Raw genomic sequence first — 16,021 nt, forward strand, 5'->3', positions numbered from 1 at the left:
CCGTAACCTGAATTCGAAGGCCGCTCTCTGACCGGGGAGCGGCCTTTTTGCTGCGCCTTTCGCCTTGGGGCTGGTATCCTTTCCAGGCCCTTCATTTTTATTGAACGAGTTCGGCCTTGCACAATCTTGCTGTCATTTCTGTCGCGCTCATTGCCATAGCTGCCCTGTTTCTCGCGTTCCGATGGCGCGGCGGATGGATGCCTCGCGGTGCGCTGGTGGGGGTAGCCGTCGCGGTGATTGCTGCAGGGCACGCCCAGCTTCGCTCGAAGACACCGGACCTGCCGGCCCATGATGACGGGGCGGACGTAAGGGCGCTTTACGATCAGCCGCGCAAGTTGCCGCAATCTCCGGTCAGGGTCTATCATCTTGGGCACAGCCTGGTGGGCCGTGACATGCCCGCGATGCTGGCCCAGTTGGCAGGCCACGAATACGCAATTCAGCTTGGCTGGGGCGCTGCACTGAGTGAGCACCTGGCAGGCCCCGAGGCAGTCGGCGGGTTCGAGGAAGAAAACGCGTCGCCGCACCACCGGGATCCGCATGAGGCACTCGAAAGCGGCGAATACGGCGCATTCGTGATGACCGAGATGGTGAGCCTGAGAGACGCGATCCTGTGGAAGGATTCGATCGCCGCCGCCGGGCAATGGGCTGCCGAGGCGGTTATGGCCACGCCCGACATCGAAGTCTTTCTGTATGAAAGCTGGCACGGTCTCGACGAATCGCCCGATTGGCTTACCCGTTTTCCGGACGATCTCGACCAACTCTGGAGCCAACTTCTGTGGTCCGCGACGCGCGCGGCAGGGCGGCCCGTCTGGCTGATCCCCGTGGGTCAGGTGCTGGCGAAACTGGTGGGCGAGGCCGAGGCGGGGGAGGGGATCGCCGAACTGCGACGCCGCCAAGACCTGTTTGCCCGCATGCCGGATGGCAGCCAGGACAATATCCATCCCAACGACCTTGGCGCCTATCTGGTCGCCTTGACCCATTACGCCGTGATCTATGGCAAGAATCCGATAGGGCTTCCGCACGAACTCCGGCGGGCAGACGGTTCGATGGCTAATGCGCCGTCGCCCGAACTTGCGCAAAGGATGCAGGAAATCGTGTGGGAGGTGGTCACGAGCCAGCCCCTGACCGGCCTGTGACGTGCCCAAGGATCCCCCTAGGGCACGGCTCAGTCTATTTTCCCTAGCCATTCCGTGATGGCACGGATCGCCTCGGGCTCGTCCAGAAACGGGATATGGCCGCGATCGGGAACTTCGGCAAAGACCATGTCGGGGCGGCGACGGCGCATCTCGGTCGCGACATCGCGCGAAAGCAGATCCGAATTTGCACCATGGATCAGTGCAAGCGGCAGGTCTCCGATCGCATCGAAAAGCGGCCACAGATCCACATCCGGGCCTTCGAACGCCGAGAGAAAGGATTCGCGCAATTCGGGGTCGTAATTGATGCGCAGCCCGTCATTCGTCTCGATATAGTGGCGCTGGACCTCGTCGAGCCACCTTCCTTCGGGGACGTTCGCGAATTCCGGCATCAGCTTGGGAAGCTTGCGGGCAAGGTCTTCGTAGCTGCGGGCGGCCGGATTGCGTCCGACATATTCCTTGATCTTTTCAAGACCTGGCCGATGCAGGATCGGGCCGACATCGTTCAGGCAGAGACCGTGCAGGCGGTTGGCGGCAGTCGCCGCCAGATACATGCCGATAATGCCGCCGCGCGAGGTGCCGATGATCGCGGCCTGTTCCAATTCAAGGTGGTTCAGAAGTTCGAGGACGTCGCGGGCTTCCTGCTGGACGGAATAAGTCGCCGCTCCGGTCCAGGCAGAGGCGCCACGACCGCGATAATCCGGGCGGATCAGGCGCACGCCGGGCAGATGGGGCGCGAGATAGTCGAAATCCCGCCCCGTTCGGGTCAGTCCGGGAAGCGCAAGGACCGCAAGCCCTTCGCCCTGATCGCGGTAAGCCAGCCTTGCTCCGTCATCTGCTGCGAAGTGGCGGACGTCCATCAGAGGTTTTCCGACTGAGGCATTCCCAGGACGTGGTAGCCGCCATCCACCATCACGGTTTCGCCTGTGGTGCAGGCCCCCCAGTCCGAGCAGAGCCAGACCGCCGTGCCGCCGATCGATTCCAGCGTCGCATTGGCGCGTAGCGGCGCGTTGGCCTCGGTGTGGCGGTAGGTCTTCCGCGCGCCGCCGATGGCCGCGCCCGCCAGCGTTTTCATCGGGCCGGGGCTGATCGCATTGACGCGGATGCCTTCGGGACCAAGGTCATTGGCAAGATATTTGACCGCACTTTCCAGCGCCGCCTTGGCTACGCCCATCACGTTGTAGAAGGGCGTCACCCGGTTCGAGCCGCCATAGGTCAGGGTCAGGATCGTGCCGCCCTCGGTCATCAGGGGACGCGCGCGACGCGCCACATCGACCAGCGAATAGCAGGAGATCGTCAGCGAATTCTTGAAATTCTCGCGCGAGGTGTCGACGAAACGGCCGGTCAGCTCGTTCTTGTCCGAGAAGGCGATGGCATGGACGACGAAGTCGAGCTTGCCCCAGCGTGCCTCGATCTGGCCGAAGGCTGCGTCGAGCGAGGCGTCATCGGTCACGTCCACGTCCAGCAGGAAATCCGAGCCGACACTTGCCGCCAGCGGTTCGACCCGCTTGCCGAAGGCATCCCCCTGATAGGAGAAGGCGAGTTCCGCGCCTTGTTCGGACAACGCCTTCGCGATGCCCCATGCGATCGAGCGATCATTCGCGACCCCCATCACGAGACCGCGTTTGCCCTTCATCAAATCCGACATGTGATCTTATCCGTTATATCTGGACAGCAGCATGGAGCCGTTCGTGCCACCGAAACCGAACGAATTCGTCATCACCGTGTCAAGCCCTGCATTTTCAACGAGCTTGGTCGCGATCTCGCCTTCATGGATCGCGGGGTCCAGCGTCTCGACGTTGATCGAGGGGGCGATGAAGTCGTTTTCCAGCATCAGGAGGCAATAGATCGCCTCTTGGGCGCCGGTCGCGCCCTGGCTGTGGCCGGTCATCGACTTGGTCGAGGAAATCAGCGGCGTGGAGCCTTCGCCAAACACGCGGCGGACGGCCTCAACCTCACCCACGTCACCGACGGGGGTCGAGGTGCCATGCGCGTTGATATATCCGACCTTGCGGTCCGCTGGCAGGGTTTCGAGCGCAAGACGCATGGCGCGCTCACCCCCTTCGCCCGAGGGGGCGACCATGTCATGGCCATCCGAGGTCGCGGCATAGCCCGTGACTTCGGCATAGATCTTGGCGCCGCGGGCTTTCGCGTGCTCAAGTTCTTCCAGCACGACGATGCCGCCGCCGCCCGAGATGACGAAGCCGTCGCGATTTGCGTCGAATGCGCGCGAGGCCTTTTCGGGCTGGTCGTTATACTTGGACGACATCGCGCCCATCGCGTCGAACAGGCAGCTGAGCGTCCAGTCCAACTCCTCGGCACCGCCCGCGAACATCACGTCCTGCCGGCCCATCGCGATCTGCTCGGCGGCATTGCCGATGCAATGAAGCGAGGTCGAGCAGGCCGAGGTGATCGAGTAGTTCACCCCCTTGATTCGGAACGCGGTCGAAAGGTTTGCCGAGATCGTCGAGCTCATGCATTTCGGAACCGCGAAGGGGCCGATCTTCTTGGGCGCGCCCGCGTTCAGTACGGTCTGATGCGCCGCGAACATGCTGGAAGTCGAGGGCCCCCCCGAACCGGCGATGAGCCCGGTGCGCGGGTTGACCACATCGCTTTCCTCAAGCCCCGCATCGGCGATGGCCTGCTGCATGGCGAGATAGCCGTAAGCAGCTCCTGGACCCATGAAGCGCAACACGCGCTTGTCGATGTGCTCCTTGGGGTCCAGTTTCACCGCGCCAGCAACCTGGCTGCGGAAACCGTATTGCTTCATGTCCTCATTCGCGGTGATGCCGGATTTTCCGGCCTTCAGCGAGGCAAGGACCTCGGAGGCATTGTTGCCGATGCTGGAAACGATGCCCAGACCAGTGACGACGACGCGGCGCATGGGGTTCTCCTGATTTCGGTGCGAAGTCAGCTTTCCGACAGCGCGACTTTCATGTCTTTGACTTGGTAGATGACTTCGCCATCGGCCTCGACGCGGCCATCCGCGACGCCCATGGTCAGGCGGCGCGTCTGCACGGCCTTGGTGAAGTCTACATAATAACGCAGCATCTTGCGATCCGGACGGACCATGCCGGTGAGTTTCACTTCGCCGACGCCAAGCGCGTAGCCACGCCCTGCCCAGCCGCGCCATCCAAGGTTGAACCCGGTCAGCTGCCACAGACCGTCAAGCCCGAGGCAGCCCGGCATGATCGGGTTGCCGGGGAAGTGGCACGAGAAGAACCACAGATCCGGGTTGATGTCGAATTCGGCGACGACATGGCCCTTGCCGTGCAGCCCGCCGTCGCCGGAAATATCGGTGATCCGGTCCATCATCAGCATGGGCGGTTCGGGCAGCTGCGCGTTTCCGGGTCCGAACAGCTCGCCACGGGCGCAGGCCAGCAGATCTTCCTTGTCAAAGGTGGTCCGGGTCATGGTCATGCGCTTCATATCTCCTTCGATCCGACGTGGCGTCATGGATATTGGCCGCATCGGGAAACCCGGCGCGAAATTTGGGGAGGGTCTATCATTCAGCCCGGTCAAGGCGCAAGTGCCCGAGCCTCATGCGCCTTTTCCGGGCATCCTCAGGCCGGGTTCAATTCAGAACCACTGCCCAGGTTCGATCAGGCCAAGATCCATGAGCTGCTGGGAATGCCAGCGGAAAGGGTGTGAGTTCCGCCAGGCGAAGGTTCGGATTTCCTCGCGGGATCCGGGATTTCGGGCCAGCGCCTTGGCAACTCTGAAGGAAGCGACGGCGGCGGTCAGGTTGTGATGCCAGGGACAGGCATATGTATTGTATTCCTCGACGTTCAGTCGGTGATCGGCATGAAGCTTCAGTCCCGGCTCGGTGCGGAAAAGCGCGATCCGGTCGATCCGGCGCCGGTCGGCGGGAACATGTTCCTCGAAGCGCCAGCGCAGCCCGCCATGAAAATCAAGCTGGCGTTCCAGGTGCTGACCGTCGCGATCCTTTCGGCCAAGCGCGAAATACCCCGACTTGTCCAGCATCGCCTCGTTCATGCTGACCGCGTCGGGGAAACGCGTAAGGTCTGCTGCGTAAAGGTCGATCACATAGGTCAGCATTCCCCGTCGGCGTTCCTCGGTATGGAATGCCAGCATTTCGCCGACGGTGCGGCTTTCGGCAAAGGGATAGAACAGGAATTCGGCGTTATAGCCGTAATAGATCCATGTATTCGCGGGGACTGCCTCGATGACCGCATTCACGGCCGTGACATGTGCGTTCGAACGGCGTGAGTCGTGCCTGAGGTTGACGATCCGTCCTTCGCTGCCCTCGGGAATGACATGGGCGGGCAGAGGTTCGGGCGACAGGGCAATAACCAGCTTGAAGCCGCATTTCAGGTGATGTGTCAGCGTCGGTCCGACTGCCACCCCGTCCTCGATCAGAAGAATTGCGATCGGCCCCTTCAGCACCTTTGTCGAAGGGGCGGACAGGAAATCCGCAAGCGGCTGAAAACTCATCTGTCGCCCCGTTCGCGCCGGCGCCCGGAACAAGGCGCATGGATGGTTGCAATCGCGATGCGGCTTGTAACCGTCTTGAGATCGAACATGAGCTTCTTGACCGGCACTGAGCTCTCCGTCGGGGGCTTGCAGCCAATCTATGGCACGCAGTTCGGGACATGGTAAAGCCATGTCGCAACCTGATGGCGAGCGATGCCGAGTTGTCGTGCAAGAGCCGCCTTTCTCGTGCGATTCCGGTTGAAAATGCGGGTTCACGCGACTATCTAACCGCGCAAACAATTTGGCCATACAAGGAAGACAGCCATAGCCCGCAGACCGCATAACGCTCCGCCCACCCGTGACACCGGCCCCCGCGTCAATGAGCGCATCCGCGTCGCCGAGATCCGACTGATCGGACCCGAAGGCGAAAATATCGGTGTCGTGCCGCCCGCCCGCGGTCTGGAGCTTGCACAGGAAGCCGGGCTGGATCTTGTCGAGATTTCGCCGAATGCCACGCCGCCGGTCTGCAAGATCATGGACCTTGGCAAGTTCAAGTACGAACAGCAGAAGCGCGAAGCCGAGGCCCGCAAGAAGCAGAAGATCATCGAGATCAAGGAAATCAAGTTCCGCCCCGGTACTGATACCCATGACTACGACGTGAAGATGCGCTCGGTCCTGAAGTTCCTGGAAGGCGGCGACAAGGTGAAGATCACCCTGCGTTTCCGTGGCCGTGAAATGGCTCACCAGCAGCTTGGACTTGAGCTTCTGCACCGTGTCGCCGCCGATGTCGGCGAAGCCGGCAAGGTGGAATCGATGCCCAAGCTTGAAGGGCGTCAGATGGTCATGATGATCGCGCCGCGCTAGGCGCGACGGAACTCTACGGGACAGCGCATGTCGTCTGAAGTCACCATTCTGGTTCTTCGCGAACCGGGCGCCGATACGGCGCTGCCCCTTCCTGAATACCAGACCTCCGGTTCCGCGGGTGCAGACCTGCGGGCCGATCTTGGCGGGAACGAGCTTGTGCTCGAGCCCGGCCAGATCAGTCTTGTTCCCACCGGGCTGCGGGTGCAGATCCCGGAAGGCTACGAGATGCAGATCCGTCCCCGCTCGAGCCTGGCGCTGAAGCATGGCGTGACCCTGCCCAACACGCCCGGCACTATCGACAGCGACTATCGGGGTCCGCTTGGCGTGATCATGATCAATCTGGGTCGGCAGCCCTATGCGATCCAGCATGGCGAGCGCATTGCCCAGGCGGTGATCGCACCGGTCACCCGAGCCCGATATGTCATGGCCGAGGTGCTGGGCGAAACCGCACGCGGGGTCGGCGGTTTCGGCTCGACCGGCCGGGCCTGACTTCGATGATCGTTCTGCTGCTGATGGCTGCCGTGCTTGTCGCGGGGGCGGTATTCGGCATGCCAAGACATCGCATATGGGCGGCGATCGGGGGGCTGTGGCTTGCGGCGCTGGCAGTGCTTTTCATTTCACCCGGATCTTGGGCAGCGAGGCTTGCAGGCGACGATCTGCGCTACTGGCTGATCGGCGGAGCTTTCGCGGCGCTGGTGATCGGCTATCGTGCCATCTTGCGTCAGTTGCACAGGAAGGCGATCCCCTTGCCGGAAGTCAGCCAGGACAGCACCGCGCGATCAGGTCCGCTGAGCGATGCCGAACTTGACCGCTATGCCCGCCATATCGTCCTGCGGGAACTTGGCGGGCCCGGGCAGGCCGCGCTGCGTCGGGCGCGTGTTCTCATCGTGGGTGCGGGCGGTCTTGGGGCGCCGACCTGCCTTTATCTCGCAGCTGCGGGTATCGGACGGATTACCCTTGCCGACGACGATCATGTCAGCCTGTCCAACCTTCAGCGTCAGGTCATCTTTCGGGCCTCGGATGCCGACCGCCCCAAGGCCGAAGCCGCGGCTGAAGCGATGCGCGCGCTCAATCCTCATGTCTCTGTCACTCCGCTGAACCGGCGCATCAGCGAAGGCGACGCGGCCCTGATCGCCGAACATGATCTGGTGATCGACGGAACGGATACGTTTGCGGCCCGACAGGCTGTCAATTCCGCCTGCGCTGCGGCCGGCGTGCCGCTGGTAGCCGGCGCCATTGCGCAATGGGAAGGGCAGGTGACCGTCTGGGACCCCAAGCGTGGCGCACCCTGCATGGCCTGCATCTTTCCCGAGGCACCGGCGGCGGGACTTGCCCCGGCCTGCGCCGAGGCCGGCGTCGTCGGTCCGCTGCCGGGCATCATCGGCAGCATGATGGCGCTTGAAGCGATCAAGATCCTTGCATCAGCCGGTGAGCCCTTGCGTAGCCGGATGATGATCTTCGACGGGCTTTGGGGCGAGAACCGCGTCATGAAACTCGCCCGGCGAAGCGATTGCCCAATCTGCGGCTCTGGACATTTCCCACAAGGGTGAAACACTCGCGGGCAACTGAACAGGAGGCCCGCATGAACCCCGAACTGACCAATTGGACCGGCCCATTGGGGCTTCCACGCTTTGACCTGATCCGGGACGAGGAATTTGCCCCTGCTTTCGAGGAATGCCTCAAGCTGGCGGGCGATGCGGTCGAAGCGATTGCTGCAAATCCCGAACCTCCCAGTTTCTCCAACACAGTCGCCGCACTCGAGACAGCAGAAGAGCCTTTGAACAGGCTTTGCGCGGTTTTCTACAATCTGGCCGGCACGGATTCGAACCCCGCGCGCGAAGAACTGCAGCGGCAATTCGCCCCCCGGCTTGCCGCCCATGGCAGCAAGGTCAGCATGGACCCGCGGCTGTTCGACCGGGTCGAGGCGGTCATGCAGGACAAGGATGCCTTGTCGCCCGAAGACCGCCGCCTGACGGAACTGACGCTGCGGGGCTTGCGCCGTTCGGGCGCTGGCCTGACCGGGGATGCGCGCGAACGCATGGCTGCGATCCGCGAACGGCTGGCGGTTCTTTCGACGGATTTTTCGCAGAACGTGCTGACGGACGAACGCGACTTCACCATGGCGGTGGCCGATGCTGAGCTTGGGGGCCTGCCCGATTGGCTGCTTCGCGCGATGCGGGCGGCGGCGCGCGAACGTGGCCTGCCGGGACAGGTTGTGACGTTGAACCGCTCGTTGATCGTGCCTTTCCTTGAACATGCCCAAAGCCGCGCCCTGCGCGAGCTGGCGTGGCGGGCCTGGACGGCGCGCGGCAATGGCTCTGGGGCAGGGGGTGAGGCGACAGACAATCGCCCGATCGCGGCCGAAATCCTGAAGCTGCGGCATGAGCGGGCCCAGCTCCTGGGTTATCCGGATTTCGCGAGCTACAAGCTTGAGCCCGAGATGGCGGCGCGTGCCGAGAATGTCGAGGCCCTGCTGACCGAGGTCTGGCAGGCGGCGCGCGGCCGCGTCGAATCCGATGGCCGCAAGCTGACCGAAATGCTGAATGCCGATGGCATAAACGGGGCGCTCGAACCCTGGGACTGGCGTTACTATGCCGAGCGCCGGCGTCAGGCCGAACACGACCTGGATGAGGCCGAGATCAAGCCTTACCTCACGCTCGATGCGATGATCGGGGCGGTGTTCGACACGGCGCAGCGGCTTTTCGGGCTGGAGATGCGCGAGTTCAGCGCCCCGCTCTGGTCGCCGGATGTCCGCGCCTGGGAAATCACGCGTAATGGTCAGCAGATGGCCGTGTTCCTCGGGGATTTCTTTGCACGGCCCAGCAAGCGGTCGGGTGCCTGGTGTTCGTCGCTTCGCCAGCAGCACAAGATCGGCAGCGGGCAGCGTGCCATCGTGGTGAATGTCTGCAACTTCACGCCTCCGGAAGAAACCGGCGCACCGGCCTATCTGAGCTGGGACGATGCCCATACGCTGTTCCATGAATTCGGCCACGCCCTGCATCACATCCTGTCGGATGTTGGGTGGCCGTCGATATCGGGTACTTCGGTCGCGCGGGATTTCGTCGAACTGCCAAGCCAGCTTTTCGAGCACTGGCTGGAACAGCCCGAGGTGCTGGACCGTCATGCGCGACACGCCGTGACCGGCGAGCCAATGCCGGCCGCCCTGCGTGATCGGATTCTGGCTGCGCGCAATGCCGATCAGGGTTTCGCCACGACCGAGTATCTGGAAAGCGCCCTTGTCGATCTGGCCTTCCACCGGGGTGAGCCGCCCGCCGATCCGATGGCGAGGCAGGCCGAGGTCCTTGCCGACCTGGGTGCGCCGAAGGCGATTCCGATGCGTCATGCCACGCCGCATTTCGCGCATGTCTTCTCGGGCGACGGCTACTCGGCGGGCTATTACAGCTACATGTGGTCCGAGGTCATGGACGCGGATGCGTTCGAGGCGTTCATGGAAAAAGGCGACGCTTTTGACCCTGAAACGGCGCGTCGGCTCGAGCAATGGATCCTCTCAAAGGGGGATTCTTTACCCGCAGATGAACTTTGGTTGAAATTCAGGGAACGAAAACCGGGGGTTCACGCTTTGTTGAAAGGACGCGACCTTCTGGATGTTGCTTCCTGACTCAACGGGAGAAACGAGATGAAAAAGACCCAAGTTCTTCTTGCCGTGGCCGCGGTTGCTGCTCTGGGCGGTCTGGCCGCCTGCGATCAGATCGCGCCTGCGAAGCCCGGCCCGACTCCGGGCCCGGTCGCACAGTCGAGCGCCTTGAACGGCACCTATAACCTGCTTCAGTCGCATTGCGGCGATACGACCAGCGACAAGAGCCTTGTGATTGACGGCAACAAGTTCATCTTCCCAGGTGCCACCTGCACGGTCGCGGGCTCGGACAAGCAGGTCGATCGGACCCGCGTCACGCTTGCATGCGAGGGTTCGCCGGCTGCCGGCAACCGCGTCGTAGACCTGCAGACCCGGCCCGATGGCACGCTTCGCCTGACCGAGGATTCGATCACGCTGACCTATTTCCAGTGCATGAAGGCGACGGCAAGTTCCAGCGCGCTGGCCGGCCAGTCGATGTGAATGCCGTCGCGCATGGCAAAAAGAGGGTCGCCTGAAGGCGGCCCGAAACTTTCCAAGAACGGTTAGTCCCTGATCTCGTCGGGATCGACCCCCCAGATTGTCGTCTTCAGGACCCAGCCCTTTTCCCCGCCCCCAGAGACGCGGCACCAATCGACGGTGCATTCATGCAGGCGGACGATGGCGCCTGCCTCGGCGCGGGCGACGACATTCGAACGTTCGTCGGGCTTTGCCAACAGCTCGAGCATATCCTTTTGCACGATCGCGGTTCGGACACCCGACAGCAGGGAATAGTGCACCCACCCGCCTGCGCCGTCCTGATCCACCACCCGACGCCAGTGACCGAATTCGGCAACGACACGCAAGGGCATGCCCGCATGGCGGAACACCCAGTCGATCCGGTGTGACAGGCTCGGGCCACGCCGGGCATTGCCCTCGCCCCCCTTAAGGCTGACATATCGCGGAATGGGCAGGTTCGTCACCGCGCCGCGCGTCGGGTCCCTTTCCCCGTCGCGATGGCGACTGATTTCCGCATCAGCGGAAACGCCCGGGATTTCCTTGGCCGCAAGCGCCTCGCCTGGGTCGGTCGCCTGGGCCAAGGCTGCGCCCGCGATGCATGTCCATAGGGCCAAGGCTGTTGTCCCCGGCCAAACATGTCTGTGAAACATCTGCCCGTCCTGTCCTTCCGGGGTCTTGTGCCTGCCCCTCAACGAAGGCACTTTGCCAAAAGCCGCCTCATATGGGAAGACGGCTCGAAGGGCAGGAGGGGCGCGATGTCGGGAACCGGTTCGGTGCGCACGCGGCTGAAGGTAACGGTCACTCGGCGGCTTCCCGAGGCAGTCGAGACTCGGATGTCCGAATTGTTCGATGTCTCGCTGAGCGTGGAAGATCGGAAGATGTCGCGCGGTGAGCTTGTCGCCGCCATGCAGGCAAGTGACGTTCTGGTGCCCACCGTCACCGACCGGATCGACGCGGAAATGCTGGCCGATGCGGGCGATCGCCTTCAGCTTATCGCGAATTATGGCGCCGGGGTGGACCATCTGGACGTCATCGCCGCGCGCCAGAGGGGGATCCATATCTCGAACACGCCGGGCGTGGTGACCGAGGATACGGCGGACATGACCATGGCCCTGATCCTCGCCGTGACCCGCCGCATGCCTGAAGGCATGGCCGAGATGCAGGAGGGGCGCTGGAAGGGCTGGTCGCCCACAAGCCATCTGGGCGGGCGGATCGGTGGACGGCGGCTCGGCATCCTGGGCATGGGGCGGATCGGCCAGGCGGTCGCGCGCCGCGCCCGCGCCTTTGGCATGCAGGTGCACTACCACAATCGCAGGCGTCTGCGCGCCGAGATCGAAACGGCGCTTGAGGCGACCTGGTGGGAAAGCCTGGACCAGATGCTGACGCGCGTGGATATCGTCAGCGTGAATGCACCGCATACACCCGCGACATTCCACCTGCTGAATGCAAGACGTCTCAAGCTGCTCAAGCCGACAGCGGTCATCGTGAACACATCGCGCGGCGAGGTGATCGACGAGAACGCGCTGACCCGCATGTTGCGCGCGGGCGAAATCGCGGGCGCGGGGCTGGATGTCTTCGAACACGGCCACGAGATCAATCCCCGGCTGCGTGAGTTGCCGAATGTCGTGCTTTTGCCACATATGGGTTCGGCCACCGTCGAGGGCCGCGCCGAGATGGGCGAAAAGGTGATCATCAACATCAAGGCTTTCGCCGATGGTCATATCCCACCGGATCTTGTTCTCCCTTCGATGCTTTAGCGCTGGACCGGACCGAAATCGCCCGAATGGTGTGATTGGGCGGTATGAGCCACGAACCATTTCGGAAACCTCTGCTATTCAGCCAGCGCCCTGACGCAGGCTGGCCAGGCGTTCGTCCAACTCGCCATGCAGGCTTTGTCGCTCGTCCGGGGACAGAAAGGCGCCCAACTCGACCTCGCGCTTGCCATCGGTCAGGACCAGGTATTCCTCGACCGGCCCGTTGCTGCGCAGCGCGATGCGGACCCAATAGGGATTGGTCCGCCAGACCCGGTCCGGCTGGCCGGGGTCCGAGCGAGTGAGGACCAGGCGGCCGTGCGTCAACTCCATCACCTCGCGGATGGCGGCGGTGCGATAGCTGCGCTCGATCGCTTGCCACAGTGCCCAGATCACGATCAAGGCGAATGGCAGAAGCCCCCAAAGCACGGCCGAGCCAAGAACGGCAAGCATGGGCAAGGCCAACCCCGCGGCCGTCAGGGCGATGACCCAGACGAAGCCCTTGCGCGGGAGCGAGCGATAAGGCCAAGCCTCAAGCCGGAATGAAACGGCCCCGGAGTGATCCGGGGCCGTATCTATCCATTCATAAGGCATCCGCGATCAATGCGCGGGGCTGCGATCCCAATCCTCGCGCTTGGGCAGCGTTTCGAACGTGTGTTCCGGCGGCGGCGAGGGCAGGGTCCATTCCAGCGTGTCGGCATGCTCGTTCCAGTAATTCGGCACGTGGACGCGCTTGCCGGCGAAGAGCGTGTAGAACACGATGCCGATGAAGAACAGGAACGACGCGAACGAGATATACGCGCCGATCGACGAGATGTTGTTCCAGAACGCGAACTCGACCGGGTAGTCGATATAGCGTCGCGGCATGCCCTGACGGCCCAGGAAGTGCTGCGGGAAGAAGATCAGGTTCGAACCGATGAACATGGTGAAGAAGTGCACCTTGCCCGCCCATTCAGGATATTGACGGCCAGACATCTTGCCGATCCAGAAATAGACCCCGGCGAAGATCGCATAGACTGCGCCCAGCGACATCACGTAATGGAAATGCGCCACGACGTAATAGGTGTCATGATAGACGCGGTCCAGCGGGGCCTGCGACAGCACGACGCCGGTGACGCCCCCGACGGTGAACAGGAACAGGAAGCCGAAGGCCCAGAGCATCGGTGTCTTGAACTCGATCGAGCCGCCCCACATCGTCGCGATCCACGAAAAGACCTTGATGCCTGTAGGAACGGCGATCGTCATCGTGGCCAGCATGAAATAGGCCTGCTGGGTCAGCGACATGCCCACGGTGTACATGTGGTGGGCCCAGACGACGAAACCCAGGATGCCGATTGCCGCCATCGCCAGAACCATCGGCAGGTAGCCAAAGATCGGCTTTCTCGAGAAGGTCGAGATGACGTGGCTGATGATGCCGAAGCCCGGCAGGATGATGATATAAACCTCGGGATGGCCGAAGAACCACAGGATGTGCTGGTAGAGGATCGGGTCGCCGCCCCCTGCCGGATCGAAGAAATGGGTACCGAAGTTGCGGTCCATCAGCAGCATGGTGATCGCGCCGGCCAGAACCGGCAGCGACAGCAGGATCAGCCAGGCGGTGATGAAGACCGACCAGGCAAACAGCGGCACCTTGAACAGCGTCATGCCAGGCGCGCGCATGTTCAGGAAGGTTGTGATGATGTTGATCGCGCCAAGGATCGAGGATGCGCCCGAAACGTGCACTGCAAAGATCGCAAGATCCATCGAGTAACCGCTTTCGGTCGTGGAAAGCGGCGGATAAAGCACCCAACCCACCCCGGAGCCGGGCTGGTCGCTTCCCCCCGGAGCGAGCAGCGAGGCGATGCCAAGGCAGACGCCGCAGACATACATCCAGTAGCTGAGGTTGTTCAGTCGCGGGAAGGCCATGTCCGGCGCACCCAGATGCAGCGGCATGAAGTAGTTCCCGAAACCGCCGAACAGCGCAGGAATGACCACGAAGAACATCATCAACACGCCGTGATAGGTGATCATGACGTTCCACAGATGGCCGTTGGGCGTGCATTCGCTGGCCGAATCGGCAATGAAGCGCGCGCCTTCAAGACACATGTACTGCACGCCCGGGTGCTGCAGCTCCATCCGCATGTAAACGGTGAAGGCAACCGAGATCAGGCCGACGACGCCGGCCGTGAACAGGTACAGGATGCCGATATCCTTGTGGTTTGTAGACATGAACCAGCGGGTGAAGAAGCCGCGGGTGTCATGATGGTCTCCGTGGCCGTGAACGGCTGCGTCTGCCATGCTGAACTCCCTAAACATGCGCGGGCCGGCCGTTCGGGCCGACGGACTCGGCTAAAGTTCTAGAACACAAAATTTCACCGGGCAATCGCGGTGGCTCGTGCCTTTGGGGCCTAAAGGGGCGCCAAGTGAAGCTCGGGACGCCCCTGTTGCAGGACCGCGACAGGTTGCCGGTTCAGTTGGTTGCCGGTTTCTCGGCTGCATCGCCCGCCGAAGCGGCGCCCGCATCGGGAGAGTGCTGCGCAAGGAATGCAACCACATCCGCCTGGTTCTTGGCCATCTTGAAGGTCATCTTGGTCTTGAGCGACGGATCTCCGACCTTCTCTTCGACATATTTGTTCGGGTCGGTGATGTATCCGGCCAGGTCTTCCGTCGTCCAGACCTCACCAGCCTCGCCCAGTTTCACGAGGGCGTCGGAATATTTGAACCCTTCCTGGCTGCCGGCCTTGCGCCCAACGATGCCATAAAGATTCGGCCCGACCTTGCCGCCCTTGACGACATCCGTGCCATCCGGCGACTGGATCATGTGGCAGGCCTTGCATTTACGGAACTCTTTTTCGCCGTTGGCGGCGTCGCCCATGTCCTGCGCCATGGCCGGCAGGGCAAATGCGACGGCGGCAAGAGTGGCGTAGATGCTGGTCTTCATGGCATTCCCTCTGGGTCGTTTCCGAACAATGGATGGGACCTCTCCCTCCCTGTCAAAAAGGGCTAGCATGGGTCAACAAGGCTGAATACCGGCAAAAGGTCGCAGGTTTCGCGAAGGTGAATGTGCTGCGGGAATAAAATCAGCCCTGAATGGGCGGGAAGCTTTGCAAAAATGTCCGCTTGAGGGCCACGTCCAGATCCTCCATCCCGACCGGATGCCCCAGATCGACAAGACTGGTCACCCCATGACCGGCGATTCCGCAGGGAACGATGCCGGCGTAATGCGAGAGGTCAGGTTCGACATTGATCGAGATGCCGTGAAAGCTGACCCATTTGCGCAGCTTGACGCCTATCGCGGCGATCTTGTCCTCGCGCATCGAGCCGTCGGGCAGCGGCGCCTTGTCGGGCCGCGCGATCCAGACACCGACACGGCCTTCGCGGATCTCGCCCTTGAGGTTGAATTCGGCGAGCGAGTCGATCACCCAGCTTTCCAGCGCCTGCACGAATGAACGTATGTCGCGCCCGCGCCGGTTCAGGTCCAGCATGACATAGACGATGCGCTGGCCCGGCCCGTGATAGGTATATTGCCCGCCGCGCCCGGCGGCATGGACCGGAAATCGCGCGTCGAGCAGGTCCGAGACCTTGGCGCTGGTCCCTGCGGTGTAAAGCGGCGGATGCTCGACCAGCCAGATCAGCTCATCGGCCTCGCCGGCATGGATCGCTGCGGCGCGCGCCTCCATGAAGGCGACGGCGTCCTGATAATCGGTGAGTCCGGGGGCAGTGATCCATTCTGTCATGGCTCGCCATTTGGCTGCAATGCGGACGAGGCG

Annotated in this window: 17 protein-coding genes; 7 read left to right on the forward strand and 10 right to left on the reverse strand. The window is 62.6% G+C overall.

Going from position 1 to position 16,021, the window contains the following annotated elements; all coding sequences use genetic code 11:
* Positions 1–116: 116 nt before the first annotated feature.
* On the forward strand, positions 117–1,136 hold the full coding sequence (locus RGQ15_RS06745) for a hypothetical protein (RefSeq protein WP_311159449.1): 1,020 nt from the start codon (positions 117–119) through the stop codon (positions 1,134–1,136).
* A 29-nt stretch (positions 1,137–1,165) separates the two neighbouring features.
* Here the strand turns inward: RGQ15_RS06745 and RGQ15_RS06750 are convergent, their stop codons facing one another.
* The 5 genes from RGQ15_RS06750 to RGQ15_RS06770 form a co-directional block, all read right to left on the reverse strand.
* A complete protein-coding gene (locus RGQ15_RS06750) occupies positions 1,166–1,993 on the reverse strand; it encodes an alpha/beta fold hydrolase (RefSeq protein ID WP_311159450.1) in 828 nt (275 codons plus the stop codon).
* A complete protein-coding gene (locus tag RGQ15_RS06755; protein WP_311159451.1) occupies positions 1,993–2,781 on the reverse strand; it encodes an enoyl-ACP reductase FabI in 789 nt (262 codons plus the stop codon). Before RGQ15_RS06755 ends, RGQ15_RS06750 begins: the two co-directional genes overlap by 1 nt.
* A gap of 6 nt (positions 2,782–2,787) precedes the next feature.
* Positions 2,788–4,017, reverse strand: coding sequence for a beta-ketoacyl-ACP synthase I (fabB, locus tag RGQ15_RS06760; protein ID WP_311159452.1), 1,230 nt, complete (start codon positions 4,015–4,017; stop codon positions 2,788–2,790).
* Positions 4,018–4,043: 26 nt separating this feature from the next.
* Entirely contained in the window at positions 4,044–4,553 is a 510-nt protein-coding gene (fabA, locus tag RGQ15_RS06765; protein ID WP_311159453.1) for a bifunctional 3-hydroxydecanoyl-ACP dehydratase/trans-2-decenoyl-ACP isomerase, read from the reverse strand.
* Between the two features lie 159 nt (positions 4,554–4,712).
* Positions 4,713–5,588 (reverse strand): glycosyltransferase family 2 protein, encoded by an 876-nt coding sequence (locus RGQ15_RS06770; protein ID WP_311159454.1) that lies wholly within the window; start codon positions 5,586–5,588, stop codon positions 4,713–4,715.
* Positions 5,589–5,891: 303 nt separating this feature from the next.
* Between RGQ15_RS06770 and infC the strand changes: the two genes are divergently transcribed.
* From infC to RGQ15_RS06795, 5 genes are read left to right on the forward strand one after another with little or no spacing between them, the layout of a single operon-like run.
* Positions 5,892–6,431, forward strand: a complete 540-nt coding sequence (infC, locus tag RGQ15_RS06775) for a translation initiation factor IF-3 (protein ID WP_409201333.1) — start codon at positions 5,892–5,894, stop codon at positions 6,429–6,431.
* Positions 6,432–6,458: 27 nt separating this feature from the next.
* Positions 6,459–6,920, forward strand: a complete 462-nt coding sequence (gene dut / locus RGQ15_RS06780; RefSeq protein ID WP_311159455.1) for a dUTP diphosphatase — start codon at positions 6,459–6,461, stop codon at positions 6,918–6,920.
* Between the two features lie 5 nt (positions 6,921–6,925).
* A complete protein-coding gene (locus RGQ15_RS06785) occupies positions 6,926–7,981 on the forward strand; it encodes a HesA/MoeB/ThiF family protein (protein WP_311159456.1) in 1,056 nt (351 codons plus the stop codon).
* Positions 7,982–8,013: 32 nt separating this feature from the next.
* Positions 8,014–10,050 (forward strand): M3 family metallopeptidase, encoded by a 2,037-nt coding sequence (locus RGQ15_RS06790; RefSeq protein ID WP_311159457.1) that lies wholly within the window; start codon positions 8,014–8,016, stop codon positions 10,048–10,050.
* A gap of 18 nt (positions 10,051–10,068) precedes the next feature.
* Positions 10,069–10,506, forward strand: coding sequence for a hypothetical protein (locus tag RGQ15_RS06795; protein WP_311159458.1), 438 nt, complete (start codon positions 10,069–10,071; stop codon positions 10,504–10,506).
* Positions 10,507–10,568: 62 nt separating this feature from the next.
* Here RGQ15_RS06795 and RGQ15_RS06800 read toward each other — a convergent pair whose 3' ends face one another.
* Positions 10,569–11,171: an SH3 domain-containing protein gene (locus RGQ15_RS06800; RefSeq protein WP_409201306.1), complete on the reverse strand. Its 603-nt coding sequence runs from the start codon at positions 11,169–11,171 to the stop codon at positions 10,569–10,571.
* Positions 11,172–11,276: 105 nt separating this feature from the next.
* Between RGQ15_RS06800 and RGQ15_RS06805 the strand changes: the two genes are divergently transcribed.
* Positions 11,277–12,278: a 2-hydroxyacid dehydrogenase gene (locus tag RGQ15_RS06805; RefSeq protein ID WP_311159460.1), complete on the forward strand. Its 1,002-nt coding sequence runs from the start codon at positions 11,277–11,279 to the stop codon at positions 12,276–12,278.
* Between the two features lie 78 nt (positions 12,279–12,356).
* Here RGQ15_RS06805 and RGQ15_RS06810 read toward each other — a convergent pair whose 3' ends face one another.
* The 4 genes from RGQ15_RS06810 to lipB all read right to left on the reverse strand — a co-directional run bounded on the left by RGQ15_RS06810 (position 12,357) and on the right by lipB (position 15,988).
* Entirely contained in the window at positions 12,357–12,866 is a 510-nt protein-coding gene (locus tag RGQ15_RS06810) for a DUF2244 domain-containing protein (RefSeq protein WP_311159461.1), read from the reverse strand.
* 6 nt (positions 12,867–12,872) lie between these two features.
* A complete protein-coding gene (locus RGQ15_RS06815) occupies positions 12,873–14,549 on the reverse strand; it encodes a cytochrome c oxidase subunit I (protein WP_311159462.1) in 1,677 nt (558 codons plus the stop codon).
* A 172-nt stretch (positions 14,550–14,721) separates the two neighbouring features.
* A complete protein-coding gene (locus RGQ15_RS06820) occupies positions 14,722–15,192 on the reverse strand; it encodes a c-type cytochrome (RefSeq protein WP_311159463.1) in 471 nt (156 codons plus the stop codon).
* Between the two features lie 139 nt (positions 15,193–15,331).
* Positions 15,332–15,988 carry a lipoyl(octanoyl) transferase LipB gene (gene lipB, locus RGQ15_RS06825; protein ID WP_311159464.1) on the reverse strand — a complete coding sequence of 219 codons (657 nt, stop codon included), beginning with the start codon at positions 15,986–15,988 and terminating at the stop codon, positions 15,332–15,334.
* Positions 15,989–16,021 lie beyond the last annotated feature (33 nt).

Origin of the sequence: Paracoccus sp. MBLB3053 (assembly GCF_031822435.1) — a bacterium.
Taxonomy (GTDB): Bacteria; Pseudomonadota; Alphaproteobacteria; order Rhodobacterales; family Rhodobacteraceae; genus Paracoccus; species Paracoccus aurantius.

Bases quoted from the DNA above. Each gene is read 5' to 3' on its own strand.
- dut (WP_311159455.1), top strand. From the start codon at position 6,459: ATGTCGTCTGAAGTCACCATTCTGGTTCTTCGCGAACCGGGCGCCGAT.
- fabA (WP_311159453.1), bottom strand. From the start codon at position 4,553: ATGACCATGACCCGGACCACCTTTGACAAGGAAGATCTGCTGGCCTGC.
- RGQ15_RS06750 (WP_311159450.1), bottom strand. From the start codon at position 1,993: ATGGACGTCCGCCACTTCGCAGCAGATGACGGAGCAAGGCTGGCTTAC.
- RGQ15_RS06790 (WP_311159457.1), top strand. From the start codon at position 8,014: ATGAACCCCGAACTGACCAATTGGACCGGCCCATTGGGGCTTCCACGC.
- fabB (WP_311159452.1), bottom strand. From the start codon at position 4,017: ATGCGCCGCGTCGTCGTCACTGGTCTGGGCATCGTTTCCAGCATCGGC.
- lipB (WP_311159464.1), bottom strand. From the start codon at position 15,988: ATGACAGAATGGATCACTGCCCCCGGACTCACCGATTATCAGGACGCC.
- RGQ15_RS06785 (WP_311159456.1), top strand. From the start codon at position 6,926: ATGATCGTTCTGCTGCTGATGGCTGCCGTGCTTGTCGCGGGGGCGGTA.
- RGQ15_RS06815 (WP_311159462.1), bottom strand. From the start codon at position 14,549: ATGGCAGACGCAGCCGTTCACGGCCACGGAGACCATCATGACACCCGC.
- RGQ15_RS06800 (WP_409201306.1), bottom strand. From the start codon at position 11,171: ATGTTTCACAGACATGTTTGGCCGGGGACAACAGCCTTGGCCCTATGG.
- RGQ15_RS06805 (WP_311159460.1), top strand. From the start codon at position 11,277: ATGTCGGGAACCGGTTCGGTGCGCACGCGGCTGAAGGTAACGGTCACT.
- RGQ15_RS06755 (WP_311159451.1), bottom strand. From the start codon at position 2,781: ATGTCGGATTTGATGAAGGGCAAACGCGGTCTCGTGATGGGGGTCGCG.
- RGQ15_RS06770 (WP_311159454.1), bottom strand. From the start codon at position 5,588: ATGAGTTTTCAGCCGCTTGCGGATTTCCTGTCCGCCCCTTCGACAAAG.
- RGQ15_RS06820 (WP_311159463.1), bottom strand. From the start codon at position 15,192: ATGAAGACCAGCATCTACGCCACTCTTGCCGCCGTCGCATTTGCCCTG.
- RGQ15_RS06810 (WP_311159461.1), bottom strand. From the start codon at position 12,866: ATGCCTTATGAATGGATAGATACGGCCCCGGATCACTCCGGGGCCGTT.
- RGQ15_RS06795 (WP_311159458.1), top strand. From the start codon at position 10,069: ATGAAAAAGACCCAAGTTCTTCTTGCCGTGGCCGCGGTTGCTGCTCTG.